A 17,534-nucleotide genomic window follows, 5' to 3' on the forward strand; every position below is an offset into this window, starting at 1 on the left:
CACGACCGGAACGGCGACCGCGACGGCACCGGGCGCGGCCCGCGCGCTCGGCGTCCGAACGGCCGACCCGGTCCGGCGGCCAGCGCCCCACACCCCTGCCGGCGCCTCAGCTCCGCACCCCACAACCCCGCCTCCGGAAGCCCTAGTTGAGCGTCTTGAGCGCCGTCGCGTCGTACGGCTTCAGCTCCGTGAAACGGTCGCCCAGCACCTTCGCCGCCCACTGCGGGTCCTGGAGCAGGGCGCGGCCGACGGCGACCATGTCGAACTCGTCGCGCTCCAGCCGGTCGAGGAGGTTGTCGATGCCCCGGACCGGGGCGCCCTCGCCCGCGAACGAGCGCAGGAAGTCGCCGTCGAGACCGACCGAGCCGACGGTGATGGTGGGCTTGCCGGTGAGCTTCTTGCTCCAGCCCGCCAGGTTGAGGTCCGAGCCCTCGAACTCCGGGAGCCAGTAGCGGCGGGTGGAGGCGTGGAAGGCGTCGACACCGGCCGCGGTCAGCGGGGCCAGGATCGCGTCCAGCTCCTCCGGGGTCTCGGCGAGCCTCGCGTCGTAGGCCTCCTGCTTCCACTGCGAGTAGCGGAAGATCACCGGGAAGTCGGGCGAGACGGTCTCGCGGACCGCGGCCACGATCTCGGCGGCGAACTTCGTACGGGCCACGGGGTCGCCGCCGTAGGCGTCGGTACGGCGGTTCGTGCCCGCCCACAGGAACTGGTCGAGGAGGTAGCCGTGGGCGCCGTGCAGTTCGACGCCGTCGAAGCCGACGCGCTCGGCGGCCGCGGCGGCCTCGGCGAAGGCGCCGATGACGTCGTCCAGGTCGCGCCGGGTCATCGCCCGGCCGGCGCCCTCGGTGCCGTCGACGCGGATGCCGGAGGGGCCGACGGCGGGGGCGTCGGCGAAGGGCGGCTCGCCCTGCTTGCGCACCATGCCGATGTGCCACAGCTGCGGCACGATCGTGCCGCCCGCCTCGTGCACGGCGTCGGCGACCTTCGCCCAGCCCGCGAGCTGCTCCTCGCCGTGGAACCGCGGCACCCGGTCGCTCTGTCCGGCCGAGTCGTGGCCGACGTAGGTCCCCTCGGTGACGATCAGGCCGACTCCGGCGGCGGCACGGCGGGCGTAATACGACCGCACGTCCTCACCCGGGACGCCGCCCGGCGAGAACATGCGGGTCATCGGCGCCATCGCGATGCGGTTCGGGACGGTCAGGCCGTTGAGCGCGATGGGCCGGGAGAGGATCTCGGCCGCACGGGAGGCGGCGGACTCGGTGACGGTCACGGGGGTGCTCCTCGAAAGTACCAGGCGGTATGTGTACGTGCATCGAATGCGTGCAGGCGTCAACGGTCCACGGCGGCGACGGCATTCCGCCCCGCCGCCCCGCCGCCCTGTGATCCCGGACACCCGACCGCCTCGGCCGTCCCGGCCGCCCGCCACCCCGAGGAAGATCACGGCACCCACTAAGATGCCCCTGAAAGCAGACAAACCCCCTCAAAAATCATCACGTCGGTACCGGCCGGGACCGCCGTCTCCGCAGCAACACGGGCACACCACGGCCCATCCGGAAGACACACAAGAGGGCCCCTGACTTCTGCGGGCACCACCGCGCCAGGAAGCACGAAGCCACCGCAGGGAGCCGGCGAGGACCGGCCGGACACCGGAGAGAGAAGGCGCCGCGTGAGCGTGCAACGGGTGGGCATCGTCGTCCACGGGGGCCGTCCCGCCGCCGTGGCCGCCGCCGGGGTCGTCCAGCGGTGGTGCGAGCGCCAGGAGGTCGGCTGCGTCGCCATCGACGTGTGGAACCAGGACGAACAGCGGCGGGACGCGCGCGAGGAGGTCGACGCCGCCGGCGGCCCCGACCTGATCGTCACGCTCGGCGGCGACGGCACCTTCCTCCGCGGAGCACGCCTGGCCGCACAGAACGACGCCCTGGTCCTCGGCGTCGACCTGGGCACGCTCGGCTTCCTGACCGAGGTCCCGGCCGACGACGTCGCCCGCGCGCTGGACGCCGTCCACCGCGGCCGGGTGACGGTCGAGACCCGTCTGATGCTGACGATGCGGGCGTCCCGGCCGCTGGCGCTCCCCGAAGGGATGGACGCCCTCCTCCACTACGGCCGGGGCCCGGCGCTCCCGCCCCCACTGGTGCGCCCCGAGTGCGCCGTCGCCCTGGACTGGGGGGTGGCCCTCAACCTGACGGCCCTCAACGACATCGTGCTGGAGAAGCTGGCCCGTGACCGGCAGGTCTCCCTCGGCGTGTACCTCGCGGGCCGGCTGCTCGCCTCGTACTCCGCCGACGCCGTCCTGGTCGCCACGCCCACCGGCTCCACCGCCTACAGCTTCGCCGCGGGCGGCCCCGTCATCTCCCCCGCGGCCGACGCCATCGTCTTCACCCCCGTCGCCCCGCACATGACCTTCAACCGCTCGGTGGTCGCCGCCCCCGACGAGGCGGTCGCCGTCCGCGTCCTGGGGCACTCCGGCCGGGCGGCGGTCAGCGTCGACGGCCAGTTGCGCGGCGTGCTGGAGCCGGGCGACTGGATCGGCGTCTACGCGGCGCCACGACGTCTGCGGGTCGTACGGCTCGGACCGACCGACTTCTACGGCAGGCTGCGCGAGCGCATGCGCCTGACCGACGCCCCCGCGGCGGACGACCCCGGCGTCACCCCCTTGTGGCCGCACACCACCCCGGCCCCCGACGACCTCGCGCACCTGCGCCTGCCGCCCCTGCCCGTGGACGCCGACTGACGTCCGAGGCCGCTCGGCGGGCGATGAGTTCCCGCCGCCCCGGGAGTCCTTCCCCGTGCAGACACGTTCCGCAGCACCCGAAAGGCGACACCATGAGCAAGCTGATCGTCACCGCGTTCCTCACCCTGGACGGCGTCATGCAGGCCCCCGGCGGCCCGGACGAAGACGTCGACCGGGGCTTCGAGCACGGCGGCTGGCAGGTCCCCTACGTCGACGACGACCTCATGAGCCTCATGACGGAGGTTCTGGAGCACACCACCGACCATCTCCTGCTCGGCCGCAGGACCTACGACATCTTCGCCGCGTACTGGCCCCGCGTCACCGACGAGAACAACCCGATCGCGGTGAAGCTGAACGCCATGCCCAAGTACGTCGCCTCACGCACCCTCAGCGGCCTGGAGTGGCACAACTCCCATCTGCTGAAGGGCGAGGCGGCCGAGGCCGTCGCACGGCTCAAGGAAGAGCTCGACGGCGTGATCATGACCCAGGGCAGCGGCGACCTCATCCACACCCTGCAACGGCACGACCTCGTCGACGAGTACCGGCTGCTCGTCCACCCGGTGGTCCTCGGCAGCGGCAAACGGCTCTTCGCCGACGGCGCCGCCCCCGCCGCCTGGGCCCTCACCCATTCCCGCAGCACCGCCGCGGGCGTGCAGTACTGCGTCTACGAGCGCACGGGGAAGCCCGCATACGGCTCCTTCGCCCTGGACGAGGAGGAGTGAACCGCCCAGGTGGTGGCGCCCGGCGGTGACCTCCAGGGGGCGGAGCCGCACGCGGCTCGCGCCCCCGACGGGCTTCCCGGTGCGGCCGGTCAGGACAGGATCTCGACGTACCCCTCGGTTCCGTGCACCCGGATCCGCTGCCCGTCCCGGATCAGCCGGGTGGCCCCCTCCACGCCCACGACGGCCGGCAGGCCGTACTCCCGGGCGATCACCGCGCCATGGGTCATCAGGCCGCCCACCTCCGTCACCAGGCCCGCGACGCCGACGAACAGCGGCGACCAGCTGGGATCCGTGAAGGTCGTGACCAGGATGTCGCCCGCTCGGAGATCCGCCCGGGCCAGGTCGAGGATGACCCGGGCCCGTCCCTCGACGGTCCCGGCGGACACCGGCAGGCCGCTCAGGGCGCCGGCCGGCAGGTCGTCGCGCCGGTACGTCCCGTTGACCGCCTCACCCTCCGAGGTGAGCACCCGGGGCGGGGTGAGCGCGTGGTACGAGCGGAACGCGTCCTTGCGCTGCCGGACGAGCTGGTCGTCCACCCGGTGCGAACGCACGACGTCATGGAGTTCCTGGAACGTGAGGTAGAAGACGTCCTCCTGCTCACGGAGCACGCCTGCCCGCACGAGGCGCCCGGCCTCCCTCAGCAGGGCCTGCTTGTAGACGAAGTAGCGGCTGACGATGCCGTACTTCGGGTACTCCCGGTACCCGATGAAGGTCCGGACCCGGTCGATCATCCGCTTGGCCTCGTCGGCCTTCCGGTCCCCGTCCGGCAGTTCCCGCAGGCGCGACAGCACGTCCTGCTCCTTCGCCCGCGCCTTGTGCCGCCCCTGCTCGAAGCGCCGCCCGGCGGCGCCCGGCTCGAAGTTCCTGACATTGTCGAGGATCACGGGCACGAGCGTGGTGGGGCGCTCGCGCCACCGCGGCCTGGTGATGTCGATCTCGCCGACGCAGCGCATGCCGTACCGGTCGAGATACGCCTCGATGGCGTCGCGCGCCGCGGCCCCGCCCGCGACCTTCGCCAGCTCGTCCAGGAAGGCCGCGTCCTCGACGCCCTCGACGCCCCGCAGGAACGCCACCACGTCCGGCAGCGGGCGGATCACGTCCGCGACGTCGAGCAGCGCCAGCCCCATCTCCGACGTGATGTTGTCGGGGGCGGACAGCGTGAGCGTGTCAGCCGCGTTCTTCTCGCCCAGCCACTCCGCCAGCTTGTCGTTGAGCCACCACGTGGCCTCCATCCCGGCCATGATCGCCTGGAGGCTCAGCGGATCGCCGAGGACCCGCTTGTGCTCCTCGAAGGCGTCCAGCAGGAAGTCGAACAGCGCCGGTCCGCTCCTCGTCCGGATGTCGCGCTCCAGAGCGGCGACGGACGCCCGGCTGCGCTCGATCAGCTCGGTGACGACGGCCGGATCGGTCTCGACCGGGGCGGGCGCACCGCCGGCCGGCGGTCCGCCGGGACCCGCGTCCGGGAGGGACGGGACGAAGTCGTCGCGGTCGAGGACGGTCTCCAGCGCGTCCCTGACCAGCGGATCGCCTCTCCCCAGGACGTCCAGGAGGCCGGCGCGGCTCGCGGGCGAGGCCAGGCGCCGGGTGACGTCGACGAACAGCCGCCCGCCGGCTTCGTGCATCGGAACCATGGCCGTCAGCTGCCACATGGAGAGCCCCAGCGGCTTCATGGGGTCGGTCATCATCTGCCCATGGCCGACAGAGACATAGACGTGGTTCTCCTCGTCGCCGCGCTCGGGGACGGGGTACAGCGTCGTGATCGGCCGGCTCTGCACGATCTGGAAGTCATCGTCGGCCAGGCACCATTCGATGTCCTGCGGGCGGCCGAAGTGCGCCTCGATCCGGCGCCCGAGCCGTACGAGCCGCACGACCTGCGCGTCCGTCAGCGCCGGCTGCTCCTGCCGCGTCGGCTCGACCGCCACTTCCCGCGTACCGCCGGCCGGCAGGGCCCGCACCGCACGCTGTTTGGCGGCGATCGCCCTGGCGACGACCTCGCCGTGCCGCACCGTGAAGACGTCCGGGTTCACCAGGCCGGAGACCAGGGCCTCGCCGAGGCCGAAGCCGGCGTCCACGGTGGCGACCGTGCGGTTGCCCGTGACGGGGTCGGCCGTGAACAGGATGCCGGCCGCATGCGGGAGGACCATCCGCTGCACGACCACGGCCATGTGGACCGTACGGTGGTCGATGCCGTTGTGCCGGCGGTAGGCCACGGCACGCTCGGTGAACAGCGAGGCCCAGCACCGGCTGACGTGCCGGAGGATCGCCTCAGGACCCACGACGTTCAGGTACGTGTCCTGCTGGCCGGCGAAGGAGGCCGTCGGCAGGTCCTCCGCCGTCGCGCTGGAGCGGACGGCGCAGGCGGTCCGCTCGCCGAGCCGGGCGAGCGCGCGGATGATCGCCGCCGCGAGATCGTCCGGGACGGCGATCTCCTCGATGGTCCGGCGGATCTGCGCGCTGAGTGTGCGGAGCGCCTCCCGGTCGTCCGGGTCCAGGCGCGCCAGCCGGTCGAGTTGATCGTCGAGCGACGGCACTTCCGCCATGATCCGCCGGAAGGCGTCCGTCGTCACGCAGAAGCCGTCCGGGACGCGGATGCCGTCGATCCGCGACAGCCCGCCCAGGTGCGCGGCCTTCCCGCCGACGACCGCGACCTGCGTCTCGTCGACCTCGTGAAGGTCCCGCACGTACTGCCCGGTCATCGCGACACCTCCGGGGCAGCCGCGCTCCCGTGCACCGCGCCGGCCGACCGCTCCGCCCGGCCCGGCCACGCACACCCCCGGACCACCGCCCCGGCCGCTCGCGGCCGCACCGCCCCTCCCGCCGCCGGTCCGACGCCACCGCGTCCCCCACGCGTCGACAACACACGCACGTCGTGCCCTCATTTCCCCAGGTTGTGGCCTTGGCGGACGATTTTGCGGCACCCTGGGGGCCTTGCCGCAAGCCCCCCTGTGCGCTATACGTTGAGAGTGGCAAGGAGAGACATCTCCTTGCCTTTGTCTTTTGCCGTCCCGGGGAACCGGCGAGCCTCTCGCGAAGCGGTGGCATGCCGCGTACGGGTAGCCGGCCTCGGGGCAGGCGGATGCCCACCCGGCCGGCCGCGCGGCCGCGGGACCAGACGTCCCGTCAGCTCCCCGGAACCGGCCCCGGCCCCGGCGTCGTCGCCCAGGACGGGCGCCAGACCGCCCCGGGGAGGGGCGCCAGACTTCCGAAGTGGCCGATGACCGCGCGGAGTCCCGGATGCGGATTCGCCCGGGGCAGGATGAGCGAGAGCGGGTACGCGAGCGTCGGGTTCACGATCGGGATGCGGCGCAGGTCGTGGTTCGTCGGCCAGAGGTACCGGTCGCGCGAGCCGACGAGCGTGGCCACGTCCGCGGAGTCCGCGAGGACGTCGAGGAGCACCTCGTCGCCGAAGTGCGGGCCCGCGGCGTCGATACGGAGGCCGAATTCGGCGGCGAGCTGATCGTAGAACTCCGCCCATTCGCTGAGCGGGGCGATACCCGGCACCCAGATCCGGTGCCCACGCAGCTGGGACGGGCTCAGTGTGCGCGCGGAGGCCAGCGGATGCCTCGGGCCGGCGAGGAGTTCCAGCGGCGAGTCGAAGGCGTGGATCATCCGCACCTCGCGCGGCAGCGCGGCCGGGCCGGTGACCGAGCGGAACGAGGCGTCGACGTCGCCCGCCCGGACGGCGGCGACCGCCACGCGCGGGTCGTTGACCTTGAGGGTCACCACGTCGAGGTCGGTCTCGGGATGCGACCGCCAGTAGTCGTGCAGGATGACGGCCTGCGCGGTGCGCAGGCCGAGGACGTCGATCCGAAGGGCCCGCGAGCCGGGCCTGATCGCGGTGAGGGCACGATCGACGCTCGTGACGATGTTCCGGGCGTGCGGGAGGAACGCCTGGCCGTCGAGGGTCAGCTCGACCCCTCGGGCGGTGCGGGTGAACAGCCGGACGGCGAGTGTGCGCTCAAGGGCGGCGATGCGCTTCGACACGGCCTGCTGGGTGACGCCGAGCTCGTCGGCCGCGTGCTGCAGCTGCCCGAGTTCGGCCGCGCGGACGAACGACCGCACCGCCTCGGTATCCATCGGCCCAGCATAAGTGTGCCCAACCGATGGTTGTGGCTCTCCCGGGGCCGGTTGTTTGATCCCGGGCGGGTGCGGCCGGTGTGATGGGGAGATCCGGACACCGGTTGTCGCGAGGGGGGCGCGCATGCGCGTGCAGTTGGGGCGTGGTTTCGCTCGGCTGTGGTCGGCCTACGCCGTCAGCACCTACGGCACGTGGCTCGCCTTCGGCGCGTTCCCGCTGATCGCGGTGCACGTGCTGCACGCGCCGGCCGTCGCCGTATCGCTCCTGGAGGCGGCCGGGCCCGCCGTCGCGGCCGTGGTCGCCTTCTCGCTCGGGCCGTGGGTCGAGCACCGGGCCAAGCGTCCGGTGATGATCGCGATGGACCTGATCCGGTTCGTCGCGATGGCGAGCGTCCCGGTCGCGTACGTCCTCGGCCGGCTGTCCTACGGACAACTGCTGGTGGTGTCGGTCGTTTCCGGGACCGCGAGCATCGCCTTCAGCGCCGCGTCCGGCGCGTATCTGAAGCATCTCGTCCGCGGCGAACACCTCCTGGTGGCGAACGGAAGGTTCGAGGGCACGAGCTGGGTGGCGACCGCGGCGGGCCCGCCCCTCGGCGGTGCCCTCGTAGGGCTGCTCGGCCCGGTCGTGACGATCACGGCCGACGCCGTCAGCTACCTGCTGTCCGCGCTCGGGGTCCTCCGCATCCGCGGTGGCGATGTCGCGGCACCCCGCGACCGGGCCACCGGGTCGCGCGGCGCCGGCCTTCTCACCGGCTGGCGGATCATCCTCGGCGACCGCGCGCTCCGGCGCCTGTTCCTCAACTCGATCCTGGTCAGCGGCCTCATCATGGCCACCGTCCCGCTCCTGGCCGTCCTCCTGCTGGGCCAGTACCACTTCCCTGCCTGGCAGTACGGTCTCGCCTTCGGCCTCCCGGCCCTCGGCGGCTTCGCGGGCGCCCGCCTTTCGGCACGCCTGGTGACCCGCTACGGCCGGCACCGGGTCATGACCGTCTCCGGCTGGCTGCGCTCGTTCTTCCCCCTCGGTCTCGCGTGCGTCCGCCCCGGCATCCCCGGACTCCTCACCGTGATCGTCGTCGAGGCCCTGCTGATCACCTCGATGGGCGTCTTCAACCCCGTCTACGCGACCGAGCGCCTGCGACGGGCTCCCGCGGGCCACACCGCCCACGTCCTGAGCACATGGAGCGCCAGCAGCAAACTCCTCCAAGCCGCCCTGATGGTGGTCTGGGGCCTTCTCGCCACCCTCACCAGCCCCCGCACCGCGATCACCCTCTCCGGCGTACTCCTCCTCACCACCCCTCTCCTGCTCCCCAAACGGACACACCTCGCCACCCGCGAACCCACCGCCCCGGCCGAAGACGTCCGATTCGCCTGACGCACCGCACCCACCGCCACCGGACGTACCGCAACACCGCCGCCGGCCTCGTCCCTGTCCACGCCGAAGTTCGCCGTCGACACGCCAACTGGCCGCGCACCCGGCCACTTTCGAGACATAGGGTCGGCGCACCATGGCCGAGGGCCGATCACCAGCCCCCGTCAGGGATTTCTTGTCGTCCACGGCTCCTGGGGACGGCCGGAGCAGGCGGACCGGCGTACTCCGGCAGGTCGCGCTCGCGACGCATCGGGCTCATGGCGAGGATGAGCCAGCAGGACGCGACCACGCTCGTCATGATCCACATCGCAGACCGGTACCCGACGGTGTCACCGAGCACGCCGCCGAGCAGGGAACCCAGTGGGATGGTGCTGTGGTTGATCATCATGGCCGTCGCCACGACGCGGCCGAGCATGTACGGCGGGCAGTAGGTCTGCCGGAAGCTGCCGACCACGATGTTGGCGACGGAGATGCCGATCCCGACGAGCAAGGCTCCCAGCGCGAACAGCAGGAGCCCCGGTCCCGCCGTGGTCATCGGCAGGAGCAACGCGAACGGAGAAGTGGCGACCTGCAGGACAAGCAACCCGCGTGCCGTGCCGAACCGGCGGCTGACCCTGGTGACGACCAGCGCACCCACGATGCCGCCGGTGCTGCCGCCGGCCAACAGCAACCCGACCATGGCCGGATGCAGCCCGACGACGCGGACCAGGAAGACGACTTGGACCGCTTGATAGCCCATCAGCGCCATGTTGATCACGGCGCCCCAGGTGACCATCGGCCGCAGGTACCGGTCCCGGCCCAGGAAGCGGAGCCCTTCGACGATCTGCTGTCGAAGGGAGGCGCGTTCCTCGTCGGGAGCGTGGTCCGGCTCGACCACCCTGATCCGCATCAGGGAGGCGGCGGAAACCAGGAAGGTCACCGCGTCGGCCACGAGTGCGGTGAGCGCGCCGAACGCCTGGGCGAGCAGCCCCGCCGCCCCCGGACCGGCGACCCGAGTGGCGGCCTCGCTGCCCTGCAGCTTGGCGTTGCCTTCCAGGAGGTCGCGGCCGTCGAGCACGGTCCGGATGTACGAGTGGTAGGCGGTGTTGAAGCACACCGCCGCGGTGCCACAGATCAACGCGACGCCGACCATGTGCGGCAAGGAGAGCACGTCGAGCCGCGCCGCCAGTGGAATGCTCACCAGCGCCGCGGCGGACACCAGATCACACACGATCATCAGTGGCCGTTTGCGTATGCGGTCCACCCACGCGCCCACCGGCAGACCGACCAGCAGCCAGGGCAGCCACACCGCCGCGGCGATCAGGCCGACGGCGGTGGAGTTGGCGTCCAGCACCTCGACCGCGATCAGCGGCAAGGCCACCGCGGTGATGCTGTTGCCCAACCCGCTCACGGTCTCGCCCACCCAGAGCAGGCGGAAATCGTGTCGGGCGAAAACTCCCCAGCGTGTGCGGGGACGGTCCGGTGTGCCATTCATCGGGTCCACCCGCGGCATCATGCCGTGTGCTCTGACACCCCGTCGGGGGCCTTGAGACGCGGTGGGCCGGGCACCCGGTGATGACGGTCGGCATGGCGGTCGGCATGGCGGCCCGCCCCACCCACGCCGCCCCTCGCACAGGTCACCCAAACCCCGTTACTCAGGAGTACCGATGCACGCACCGCCCGCACTCTCCACGTTCGCTGCCGCGTCCGCGGCCGAGCCGGGTCCTGCGCCGGGCGAGCCGCCCCGGAAGCCGGATTCCGACGCGCCGGATCCGCCTCCGCCCGGCCCCCAGGACCCCGTCCACCCCGATCCCGAACCTCCGCCGGCCCCTGCCCCGGCCCCGGGCAAGACGCCCGATCCGGAAGAGGGCGCATCACCCGCCCGGCCTACAGCCACCACCGAAACCAGGGGCCGGCATCGGATGCCGTCCGCGAGATGAACCCCGGCGGTCAGCCCACCGCGCCCTCCCCGGCAGCAACGGTTCGCCCCCTGACCGCCTCGGGGACTTGCCCCGCACGCACCCTGAGGGCCTCCGGGGCGCTCCCCGCTCGGACCTGAGCGCCTCCGCGGCCTGGCCCGCACGCACCGCCCGGACCCGGTGGGCCCGCCTGCCTCCCGCGACTGCCCCTGCCTCCTCCCGATTTGACGCTCGCCGCCTCTGACCTGCGTCGATACCGACCGGCCCGCTCTTTCGCCGTCTGGCGGCCCCTTCTGGACGCGCAGACAATGAGGGCCGGAGCAGATGGTGACAAACCAGGCAGCTACGTCGGTCGTCGTCGCGCAGGAGGCAGCGATGCATCACACCCACCCCACCGAGGAGCCGGCCGCATACGTCGACGCCCGGGAGGAGCTGCGACAGGCCGAGATCGAGCTGATGCGTCAGCGCGAGCGCGTCGCCGGCCTGCGCCGTCGGCTGCCCCTGGGACCCGCCGTCGACGACTACGCGTTCGAGGAAGGCCCGGCCGATCTGGAGGCCGGTGACGCGCCGGCCACCACCGTGCGGCTGAGCGACCTGTTCACCCGGCCCGGACGCGACCTGGTCGTCTACCACTTCATGTACGGCAAGCGGCAGACCGAGGCATGCCCCATGTGCACGATGTGGATCGACGGCTTCAACGGAGTCGCGCGTCACCTCGCCCAGAACGTCGACTTCGTGATCGTCGCCGCGGCCGGCCTGCCGACGCTCCGCGCACACGCCCGAAGCCGGCAGTGGACCAACCTGCGCCTTCTCAGCGCGGGTTCCAGCACCTTCAAGTACGACTTCGGCAGCGAGGACGCCGAGGGCAACCAGGACTCGACGGTCTCGGTGTTCACCCGCGACGACAACGGGCCGGTGCGCCACTTCTACTCGGTCCACCCGCAGTTGTCCGACGACATCGACCAGCGGGGCATCGACCTGCTCAGCCCCGTGTGGCACGTCCTCGACCTCACGCGGCACGGCCGGGGCGAGTGGTTCCCCTCCCTCGGCTACTAGCGAGGGGCCGCAGCCGGAGGTGAGCCGGAGCGTCCCACTTCCTCCCTGGGACGCCTGGGACACATCATCGGCGGAGTCGTCGGAAACGCTGAGCGACGCAGGGTCACGCTCCGGTGGACCTGCAGAGCACTCGAGGAGAATCCGATGAAGCGACGCATGATGCGCAACGGCGTGGTCGCCGTGGTTGCCGCCCTCGCCATGGTCCCGGCGGTGGCGTCCGCCGACTCCTGCCCGCACCCCGCCCACGGCCGGCACTTCGGGCACCAGGACACGGCGACGGCGAGGACCACTCATGCGTACGGCCGCGTGATGACCCCGAACAACGCCCGCCTGAACGTCCGTTCGGGCCCGGGCACCGGCTACCGCGTGGTCGGCACCGTACGCGCCGGCCGGGTGCGGGCCCTCGCGTGCAAGACGTACGGCAGCCCCGTGGGCGGCAACGAGCGCTGGTACCGGCTCTCGCACCACCGGGGCTATGTCTCCGCGCACTACGTCCAGCCCTTCCGGTCCGTCCCGTGGTGCCGCGTCCTCGGCGGCTGATGCCGCCGACCACGGTGCCACCGCAATGATCCTTGGCTGCCCGCCCGTTCGAGGGGGCGGGCGGGCGGCCGGCCCGAACCCTTGGAGCGCTTGATGGTCACAGAAATGCAGGGGCCGAGACCGGGACGCCGGGCCGTGTGCGGGCTCGGGATGTTCGCGGCGGCCGGTGCCGTGCTGCCGACGCGGTGGGCGCGGGCGGCCCCCGCCTCGGCCCGGAAGCCGCCCGCGCTGTCCGCCGCGGGCCGGCAGTTCCTCGCCGGGCGGCTGCGGCACACCACGGTGCTGCAGTCCTTCACCGTCGACGAACGGCACGGTCACCTCTACGCGCTGCAGCTGGTGGCGGGCGGGGTCCGGCTGGCGGGCGAGGAGCGGGCGCCGTCCCATGCGGAACGCGTCGAGAACGGTGATCTGTGCCTGAACCGGCTCACCCTCGACGGCTCCGCGGCCGGCCACATGTACCTGAAGGGCTTCGGTCACGGCGGCTCGATCGGGCTGGAGGAGTCCGCGGGCGGAGTCACCCTGTGGACGGAGTGGGACGCCAACCCGGCGTCCGGCTACGGGCGGGGCGTGTGCCGCTTCCGCTTCACGGACGGCCGGGTACTGGAACACGGCAGCGACGGACTCCGCACCTACCACCCCGTCACCGGCTCCACCAGCAACTTCCCTGCCCTCGATGTGACGCACCGACAACTGCTGCTGCGGTACAAGACGGGCGGCATACCGAGGTTCGCCCTGTACGACCTCGACCGGTTCCGGGCCCGGCAGTTCCTCCCGCTGGCCGACTTCCCCCAGCCGGGTGCCGACCTCGACCTGCCCTTCCAGGGCATGGCCGTCTACGGCGACTACGCCTACCAACTCCTGGGCAGCGCCTACGGAACGGGCAATCCGGCGTCCTCGGGCGGCAACACCCGGCTCTACCGCATCGGCCTGCGGACCGGGCGGGTGGTGTGGCAGCAGGTGGAGCGGACGGCTCCGGGGCTGTCCCCGCGCGAGCCGGAGGGCCTGGCCGTGCTGCGGAGCGGTGGCACGCCGCGGCTGTGCCTGGGGTTCGTCGAGGGCCCCGCGGGAAGTCGCACTTTCCGCCTGTACGACAAGGCGCTCAGCTGACATGTCGCGTTCGGCGCGTACGGGGTGTCGTCGGCCGCCACGCGTGGGTACACATTCCGCCATCCGGGAGGAAACAGACCTCCGGACCGCCGGTCGGGACCGCAGAGGCGACCGCTCCCGGGGCGGAGGCAGGTGGTAAGGGGAGGCGCACACGGTGTCCCACTGGCGGCCGCTGCCCGGCACACTCGATACCCACGCGCAACGCCTGACGGAGGAGTTGCGCGTACTCAAGGAACGGACCGGGCTCAGCCTCGACGGGCTGGCCAGGAAAACCCCGTACAGCAAGTCCGCCTGGCACCGCTACCTCAACGGCGAGAAACTGCCGCCGCGCAGCGCGGTGGTGGCTCTCGGCCAGGTGGCGGGCGCGGATCAGGAACGGCTGCTCGCGGCGTACGAGGCCGCGTACCGGGCCCGGACCGCGCCCGCCCCCGTTTCCGCGGCGGCCACCGCACCCCCAACTCCCCCGGCTCCCCCGGCCCCTGTCCCGGCGGAGCGGACCGGACCCGTCCGGAGGATCCTGCGCTGCGCCGGGGTGCTGCGGACCGCCGGTGCGCTGGTGGCGCTGACGGCGCTGGTGGCGACCATGGGGGCGGCGGCCTCGATCGTGCAGCTTCCCGCGCGGGCCGAGCGGACGGACGAACACGCCTCCGCCGCATGCCACGGCCATCGCTGCCAGGGGCGGTATCCGTGGCGGTTCGGCTGCAATCGCGACGCGCGCGCGGAGAGCACCCATGTCGGCACCACCTACACCGTGCGGCTCCGCTTCAGTCCGTCGTGCGGCACCGTCTGGTCGGAGGTGCAGCCACGCTCCGGCGGCGCGCAGAAAGTGTCGATCTGGGTCGGCCGGGACGCGCGGCTCACCTCCCACCCCCGCGGCCGTGAGGGGCTGGCCGTCAGCCCCATGCTGGCCACGTCGGACCTGGGGCAGGCGGTGGCGTGCGCGAAGGTGACGGACCGGGTGGCCTGCACGGGCGCCGTCGAGCTCACCGCCCCGGTCCACCACACGGACGGTGACGGCTTCCCGGGGCCCGCGTTCGTCGAGCGGGTGATGCGGTGAGGCGACCGGCCGGATGAGGTCCGCGTGCCGGCGCCGAATGCTCTGCGGCGCGACGCGGTTCCCGCCGCGCCGGCGCCGCAGGGCCGTATGCGGTCCGCTCCTCAGCCGAACGGGCCGTCGACCGTGAAGCGGCGCAGCCGGCGGGCGAACGCCTCGGCCTCGCCGGCCGGCCATGAGGACAGGCTCGCCATGATGTGGGCGGCCAGCCGCGACCGCAGTTCGGCCACCGCGCGTTGCCCCTCTTCGGTGAGCACCAGCAGGTGTGCGCGCCGGTCGGCGGGGTCGGGCTCGCGCCGGACGATGCCGGCGGCCTCCAGCCGTGAGGCGCGGCGGGTGACGCCGGAGCGGTCGACTCCCACGTCGGGAGCCAGGTCGGCCGCGCTGCGGGGCCCGGTCCGGGCCAGTGCGCTGAGTACCGGGTAGGTCAGTTCGTCCACCGCCTCCCCCATGCCCTCGGTGAGCTGCTGGTGCAGCTGGGTGCGCGTGGTGCGCCTGAGCAGGATGCCCAGCGCGTCGGCGATCTCATGTCCTACTTCGTTGTCCACCCCACCAGAATAGCGTGCGCCGCGCACGCTTCTGCTGCTACAGTGCAGGAGACGCGTGCGCGGCGCACGCACTTCATTTCGTGTGGAAGGAACTCCCATGACTCGCACCGGCATCGAGACCGCCCTGAACGACCTGCTCTTCAACCGCGACCTCACCCTGCAGGAGGCCGCCGACCGCCACTTCGCCCCGGAGTACCGCCAGCGCACGGACGGCGAATGGGCCGACCGCGCCGAGTTCCTCGACCACATCGGCCACCTGCGCACCGTGGTCCGCGACGGCCGCGTCGAGGTGCACGACGAGCTGTACGACGGCAGCAGGTACGCCGACCGGCACACCTGCCACATCACGAAGACGGACGGCTCGACCGTGAGCATGGAGGTCTACGTCTTCGCCGATCTCGCGCCCGACGGCCGGTTCCAGCGCATCGAGGAGACCACGCTGATGCTCCGGGGCTCCGACGCCGACCGGAACCTCGGCAGCGCCCGCTAGGCGATGCCGTCACCTTCCCGTCCGCCCCGCGGCGCCAGGCCCCTCGTCCCCGCCGGCGGGGGCGTGGCCTGGCCCGGCGGGCGGCGGGCGGCGGCTGCGGTCAAAGCCGCCGGGCCAGGAGGTCCTGTACCGGCAGGGGGCGGTGGAGCGCGAGGAGGGCCTGGTCGTCCTGGGGGGCGCCGCCGCTGTGGCGGCTGACGTCGTGGGCCAGCAGGTCGAGGACCGTCGAGGGGTCAGGGAAGTGGCCGGTCTGGCGCATATAGGACTGCGTCATGCGGGGGACGCGCTCGGCGGGGTCGTAGAAGGCGCCGGTGGGGTCACGGGCCTCGGTGACACCGTCGGTGAAGCACAGCAGCATCGCCCCGGGCGGAAAGGTGTGCGTCTCCACGGGCGAGGTCCAGGACCCCAGGGAGGCGATGCCCAGCGGCGGCGCTTCCTCCGCCGGAGCCAGTGCGCGCGCCCTGCCGTCCGTATAGAGCAGCAGGGGGGCGGGGTGGCCGCGGTTGACGATCCGGACCTGGCTCAGGTCGTCGGAGAACTCGACGATCAGGGCCGTGGTGAATCCCTCGGTCGCGTCCAGGCCCTCCCGGCGCTGGCTCTCGCGCAACAGGGCCTCCTCCATGCAGTCCACCAGGGCGGGCAGATCGGCTTCGTGGTCGGCCGCGTAGCGGAAGACCCCGATGTCGACACTGACCGCCGTGACGGCGGACAGGCCCTTGCCCCGCACGTCGCCGACCATGGCGCGCACCCCGTACGGCGTCTCCTGCATTACGTAGAGGTCGCCGCCGATCAGCGCCATGTCCTCGGCCGGCACATAGCGGGCGGCGATCCGCAGGTCCCCCAGCCGGCTCGGGGGCGTGGGCAGCACGGCACGCTGGGCCACCTCCGCGGCGTAGCGTGCCCGGTTCGCGCTCACGTGCTGGGAGCGCAGGGACCGGTTCAGGCCGACGGCCAGCACGGTGACGGCGGCCAAGGTGATCTGGACGGCTGCGTCGCCCTGCCAGTTGTAGGTTCCGTCGACGAAGGCCAGGCCCGTCTGCACCGCCATCGCCGCCACGCCGATGCCGACGATGCCCCACGGGGTGAGCAGCGAGACGGCTGCCACCGGCGCCACGGCCAGCAGGGGGGCGGAGGAGACCGCGCGAGGCGTCAGCACATCCACCAACGCCGCCAGAGCAATCACCACCGCGGGAACCCAACGGCGTACCCGTGACCACACCGGCAACACCCTCATCAGGCCATTCTGCCCTCCCAACCGCCCCACCACAGCCGAGCGGAGATGGGCGGCCGTCCGACGGGCCCAAACGACCGGCGTCACCAGGCAGGCGGCGGCCTGCCCCGTGCACCCCTGCGGCGCGGCCATCCACCTTGTGAAGCAGGTCACACGGCCGGACTGTCACGCTCTCCCGGTGCGAGGTGTCTCGATGGCCGGCCGAAGAGAGGAGCCGCGCGTGATGCCCGGATACCGACGCACGGGGGCGGGGACGGGTCATGGCTGAGGACGTCTTCACCGAGCACCGTCGACCCTGAACCGGGCCGAACGCGCGGTCTTCGTGCTGCACGACGTGTTCGGCTTCGCCCATGGCGAGACCGCCGCCTCGATCGGCAAGGCCGGGACCGCCGTCCGGCAGATCACCCATCGCGCCCGCCGGCACGTGCAGGCGCGGCGTCGTCGCTTCCAGCCCGACTCCGCCGCCGCCCGCCGCCCGATCACGGGCCGCGCCGAGGTCGCCCGGTTCGTCCTCGGCGTGCTCCGTACGACGACCGCCACCTCTGGCTGATCGGCTGGTTCCGGGAACGCATCACCCACTACGACCCGTCGTACGCCACCGAGTACCGCGTCGAGCGGAGTCTGCCGCCGGCCCGGCACGAGCTGGGCCGTATGACGTTCACCGAGGTCGACGGCGGCACCCGGGTCCGCTGGACCACCCTCGCCGAGATC

14 protein-coding genes and 2 pseudogenes are annotated in these 17,534 nt (G+C 72.5%); 10 read left to right on the forward strand and 6 right to left on the reverse strand.

The features are described 5' to 3' along the window. Positions 1-142 precede the first annotated feature (142 nt). Positions 143-1,270: an NADH:flavin oxidoreductase gene (locus K7396_RS03970; RefSeq protein WP_086715839.1), complete on the reverse strand. Its 1,128-nt coding sequence runs from the start codon at positions 1,268-1,270 to the stop codon at positions 143-145. A gap of 396 nt (positions 1,271-1,666) precedes the next feature. On the opposite strand from K7396_RS03970, the gene K7396_RS03975 reads away from it, so the two are divergent. Next, a complete protein-coding gene (locus K7396_RS03975; protein WP_086715836.1) occupies positions 1,667-2,731 on the forward strand; it encodes an NAD(+)/NADH kinase in 1,065 nt (354 codons plus the stop codon). Between the two features lie 92 nt (positions 2,732-2,823). Next, on the forward strand, positions 2,824-3,453 hold the full coding sequence (locus K7396_RS03980; protein ID WP_086715834.1) for a dihydrofolate reductase family protein: 630 nt from the start codon (positions 2,824-2,826) through the stop codon (positions 3,451-3,453). Positions 3,454-3,542: 89 nt separating this feature from the next. Here K7396_RS03980 and rph read toward each other — a convergent pair whose 3' ends face one another. Continuing rightward, the gene (gene rph, locus K7396_RS03985) at positions 3,543-6,149 is read right to left on the reverse strand and encodes a rifamycin-inactivating phosphotransferase (RefSeq protein WP_086715826.1); all 2,607 of its coding nucleotides are present in this window, start codon (positions 6,147-6,149) and stop codon (positions 3,543-3,545) included. A gap of 424 nt (positions 6,150-6,573) precedes the next feature. Next, on the reverse strand, positions 6,574-7,530 hold the full coding sequence (locus K7396_RS03990) for a LysR family transcriptional regulator (RefSeq protein ID WP_086717982.1): 957 nt from the start codon (positions 7,528-7,530) through the stop codon (positions 6,574-6,576). Between the two features lie 124 nt (positions 7,531-7,654). Here K7396_RS03990 and K7396_RS03995 point away from each other — a divergent pair, with 124 nt between their 5' ends. Further along, positions 7,655-8,902, forward strand: coding sequence for an MFS transporter (locus K7396_RS03995; protein WP_086717984.1), 1,248 nt, complete (start codon positions 7,655-7,657; stop codon positions 8,900-8,902). 148 nt (positions 8,903-9,050) lie between these two features. Here K7396_RS03995 and K7396_RS04000 read toward each other — a convergent pair whose 3' ends face one another. Continuing rightward, complete coding sequence (locus tag K7396_RS04000; protein WP_317851965.1) at positions 9,051-10,394, reverse strand: MFS transporter; 1,344 nt, start codon at positions 10,392-10,394, stop codon at positions 9,051-9,053. Positions 10,395-11,121: 727 nt separating this feature from the next. Between K7396_RS04000 and K7396_RS04010 the strand changes: the two genes are divergently transcribed. From K7396_RS04010 to K7396_RS35615, 4 genes are all read left to right on the forward strand, one after another. Further along, on the forward strand, positions 11,122-11,853 hold the full coding sequence (locus K7396_RS04010) for a DUF899 family protein (RefSeq protein ID WP_223659619.1): 732 nt from the start codon (positions 11,122-11,124) through the stop codon (positions 11,851-11,853). A 144-nt stretch (positions 11,854-11,997) separates the two neighbouring features. Beyond that, a complete protein-coding gene (locus K7396_RS04015; protein ID WP_086721860.1) occupies positions 11,998-12,393 on the forward strand; it encodes an SH3 domain-containing protein in 396 nt (131 codons plus the stop codon). A 93-nt stretch (positions 12,394-12,486) separates the two neighbouring features. After that, positions 12,487-13,500 (forward strand): phage baseplate protein, encoded by a 1,014-nt coding sequence (locus K7396_RS04020; protein WP_143589321.1) that lies wholly within the window; start codon positions 12,487-12,489, stop codon positions 13,498-13,500. Between the two features lie 154 nt (positions 13,501-13,654). Beyond that, positions 13,655-14,557, forward strand: a complete 903-nt coding sequence (locus K7396_RS35615; RefSeq protein WP_152104201.1) for a helix-turn-helix domain-containing protein — start codon at positions 13,655-13,657, stop codon at positions 14,555-14,557. Between the two features lie 101 nt (positions 14,558-14,658). Here K7396_RS35615 and K7396_RS04035 read toward each other — a convergent pair whose 3' ends face one another. Then, entirely contained in the window at positions 14,659-15,102 is a 444-nt protein-coding gene (locus tag K7396_RS04035; RefSeq protein WP_152104200.1) for a MarR family winged helix-turn-helix transcriptional regulator, read from the reverse strand. A gap of 97 nt (positions 15,103-15,199) precedes the next feature. Between K7396_RS04035 and K7396_RS04040 the strand changes: the two genes are divergently transcribed. Continuing rightward, on the forward strand, positions 15,200-15,592 hold the full coding sequence (locus tag K7396_RS04040; RefSeq protein WP_086720600.1) for a nuclear transport factor 2 family protein: 393 nt from the start codon (positions 15,200-15,202) through the stop codon (positions 15,590-15,592). Positions 15,593-15,692: 100 nt separating this feature from the next. Here the strand turns inward: K7396_RS04040 and K7396_RS04045 are convergent, their stop codons facing one another. Continuing rightward, a complete protein-coding gene (locus K7396_RS04045) occupies positions 15,693-16,778 on the reverse strand; it encodes a PP2C family protein-serine/threonine phosphatase (protein WP_308686882.1) in 1,086 nt (361 codons plus the stop codon). Positions 16,779-17,106: 328 nt separating this feature from the next. Here K7396_RS04045 and K7396_RS04050 point away from each other — a divergent pair. Both K7396_RS04050 and K7396_RS35895 read left to right on the forward strand, forming a co-directional pair. Next, positions 17,107-17,373, forward strand: a pseudogene (locus K7396_RS04050) (sigma factor-like helix-turn-helix DNA-binding protein); the annotation flags it as partial. Positions 17,374-17,393: 20 nt separating this feature from the next. Then, positions 17,394-17,498: pseudogene (locus K7396_RS35895) on the forward strand (SRPBCC family protein); the annotation flags it as partial. Positions 17,499-17,534: the final 36 nt, after the last annotated feature.

Origin of the sequence: Streptomyces angustmyceticus, assembly GCF_019933235.1 — a bacterium.
Classification (GTDB): domain Bacteria; phylum Actinomycetota; class Actinomycetes; order Streptomycetales; family Streptomycetaceae; genus Streptomyces; species Streptomyces angustmyceticus.

Excerpts from the sequence above, each read along its gene's own strand:
- K7396_RS04020 (WP_143589321.1), top strand. The coding sequence starts at position 12,487 with ATGGTCACAGAAATGCAGGGGCCGAGACCGGGACGCCGGGCCGTGTGC.
- K7396_RS04000 (WP_317851965.1), bottom strand. The coding sequence starts at position 10,394 with ATGATGCCGCGGGTGGACCCGATGAATGGCACACCGGACCGTCCCCGC.
- K7396_RS03995 (WP_086717984.1), top strand. The coding sequence starts at position 7,655 with ATGCGCGTGCAGTTGGGGCGTGGTTTCGCTCGGCTGTGGTCGGCCTAC.
- K7396_RS04015 (WP_086721860.1), top strand. The coding sequence starts at position 11,998 with ATGAAGCGACGCATGATGCGCAACGGCGTGGTCGCCGTGGTTGCCGCC.
- K7396_RS03990 (WP_086717982.1), bottom strand. The coding sequence starts at position 7,530 with ATGGATACCGAGGCGGTGCGGTCGTTCGTCCGCGCGGCCGAACTCGGG.
- rph (WP_086715826.1), bottom strand. The coding sequence starts at position 6,149 with ATGACCGGGCAGTACGTGCGGGACCTTCACGAGGTCGACGAGACGCAG.
- K7396_RS04010 (WP_223659619.1), top strand. The coding sequence starts at position 11,122 with ATGGTGACAAACCAGGCAGCTACGTCGGTCGTCGTCGCGCAGGAGGCA.
- K7396_RS03980 (WP_086715834.1), top strand. The coding sequence starts at position 2,824 with ATGAGCAAGCTGATCGTCACCGCGTTCCTCACCCTGGACGGCGTCATG.
- K7396_RS04040 (WP_086720600.1), top strand. The coding sequence starts at position 15,200 with ATGACTCGCACCGGCATCGAGACCGCCCTGAACGACCTGCTCTTCAAC.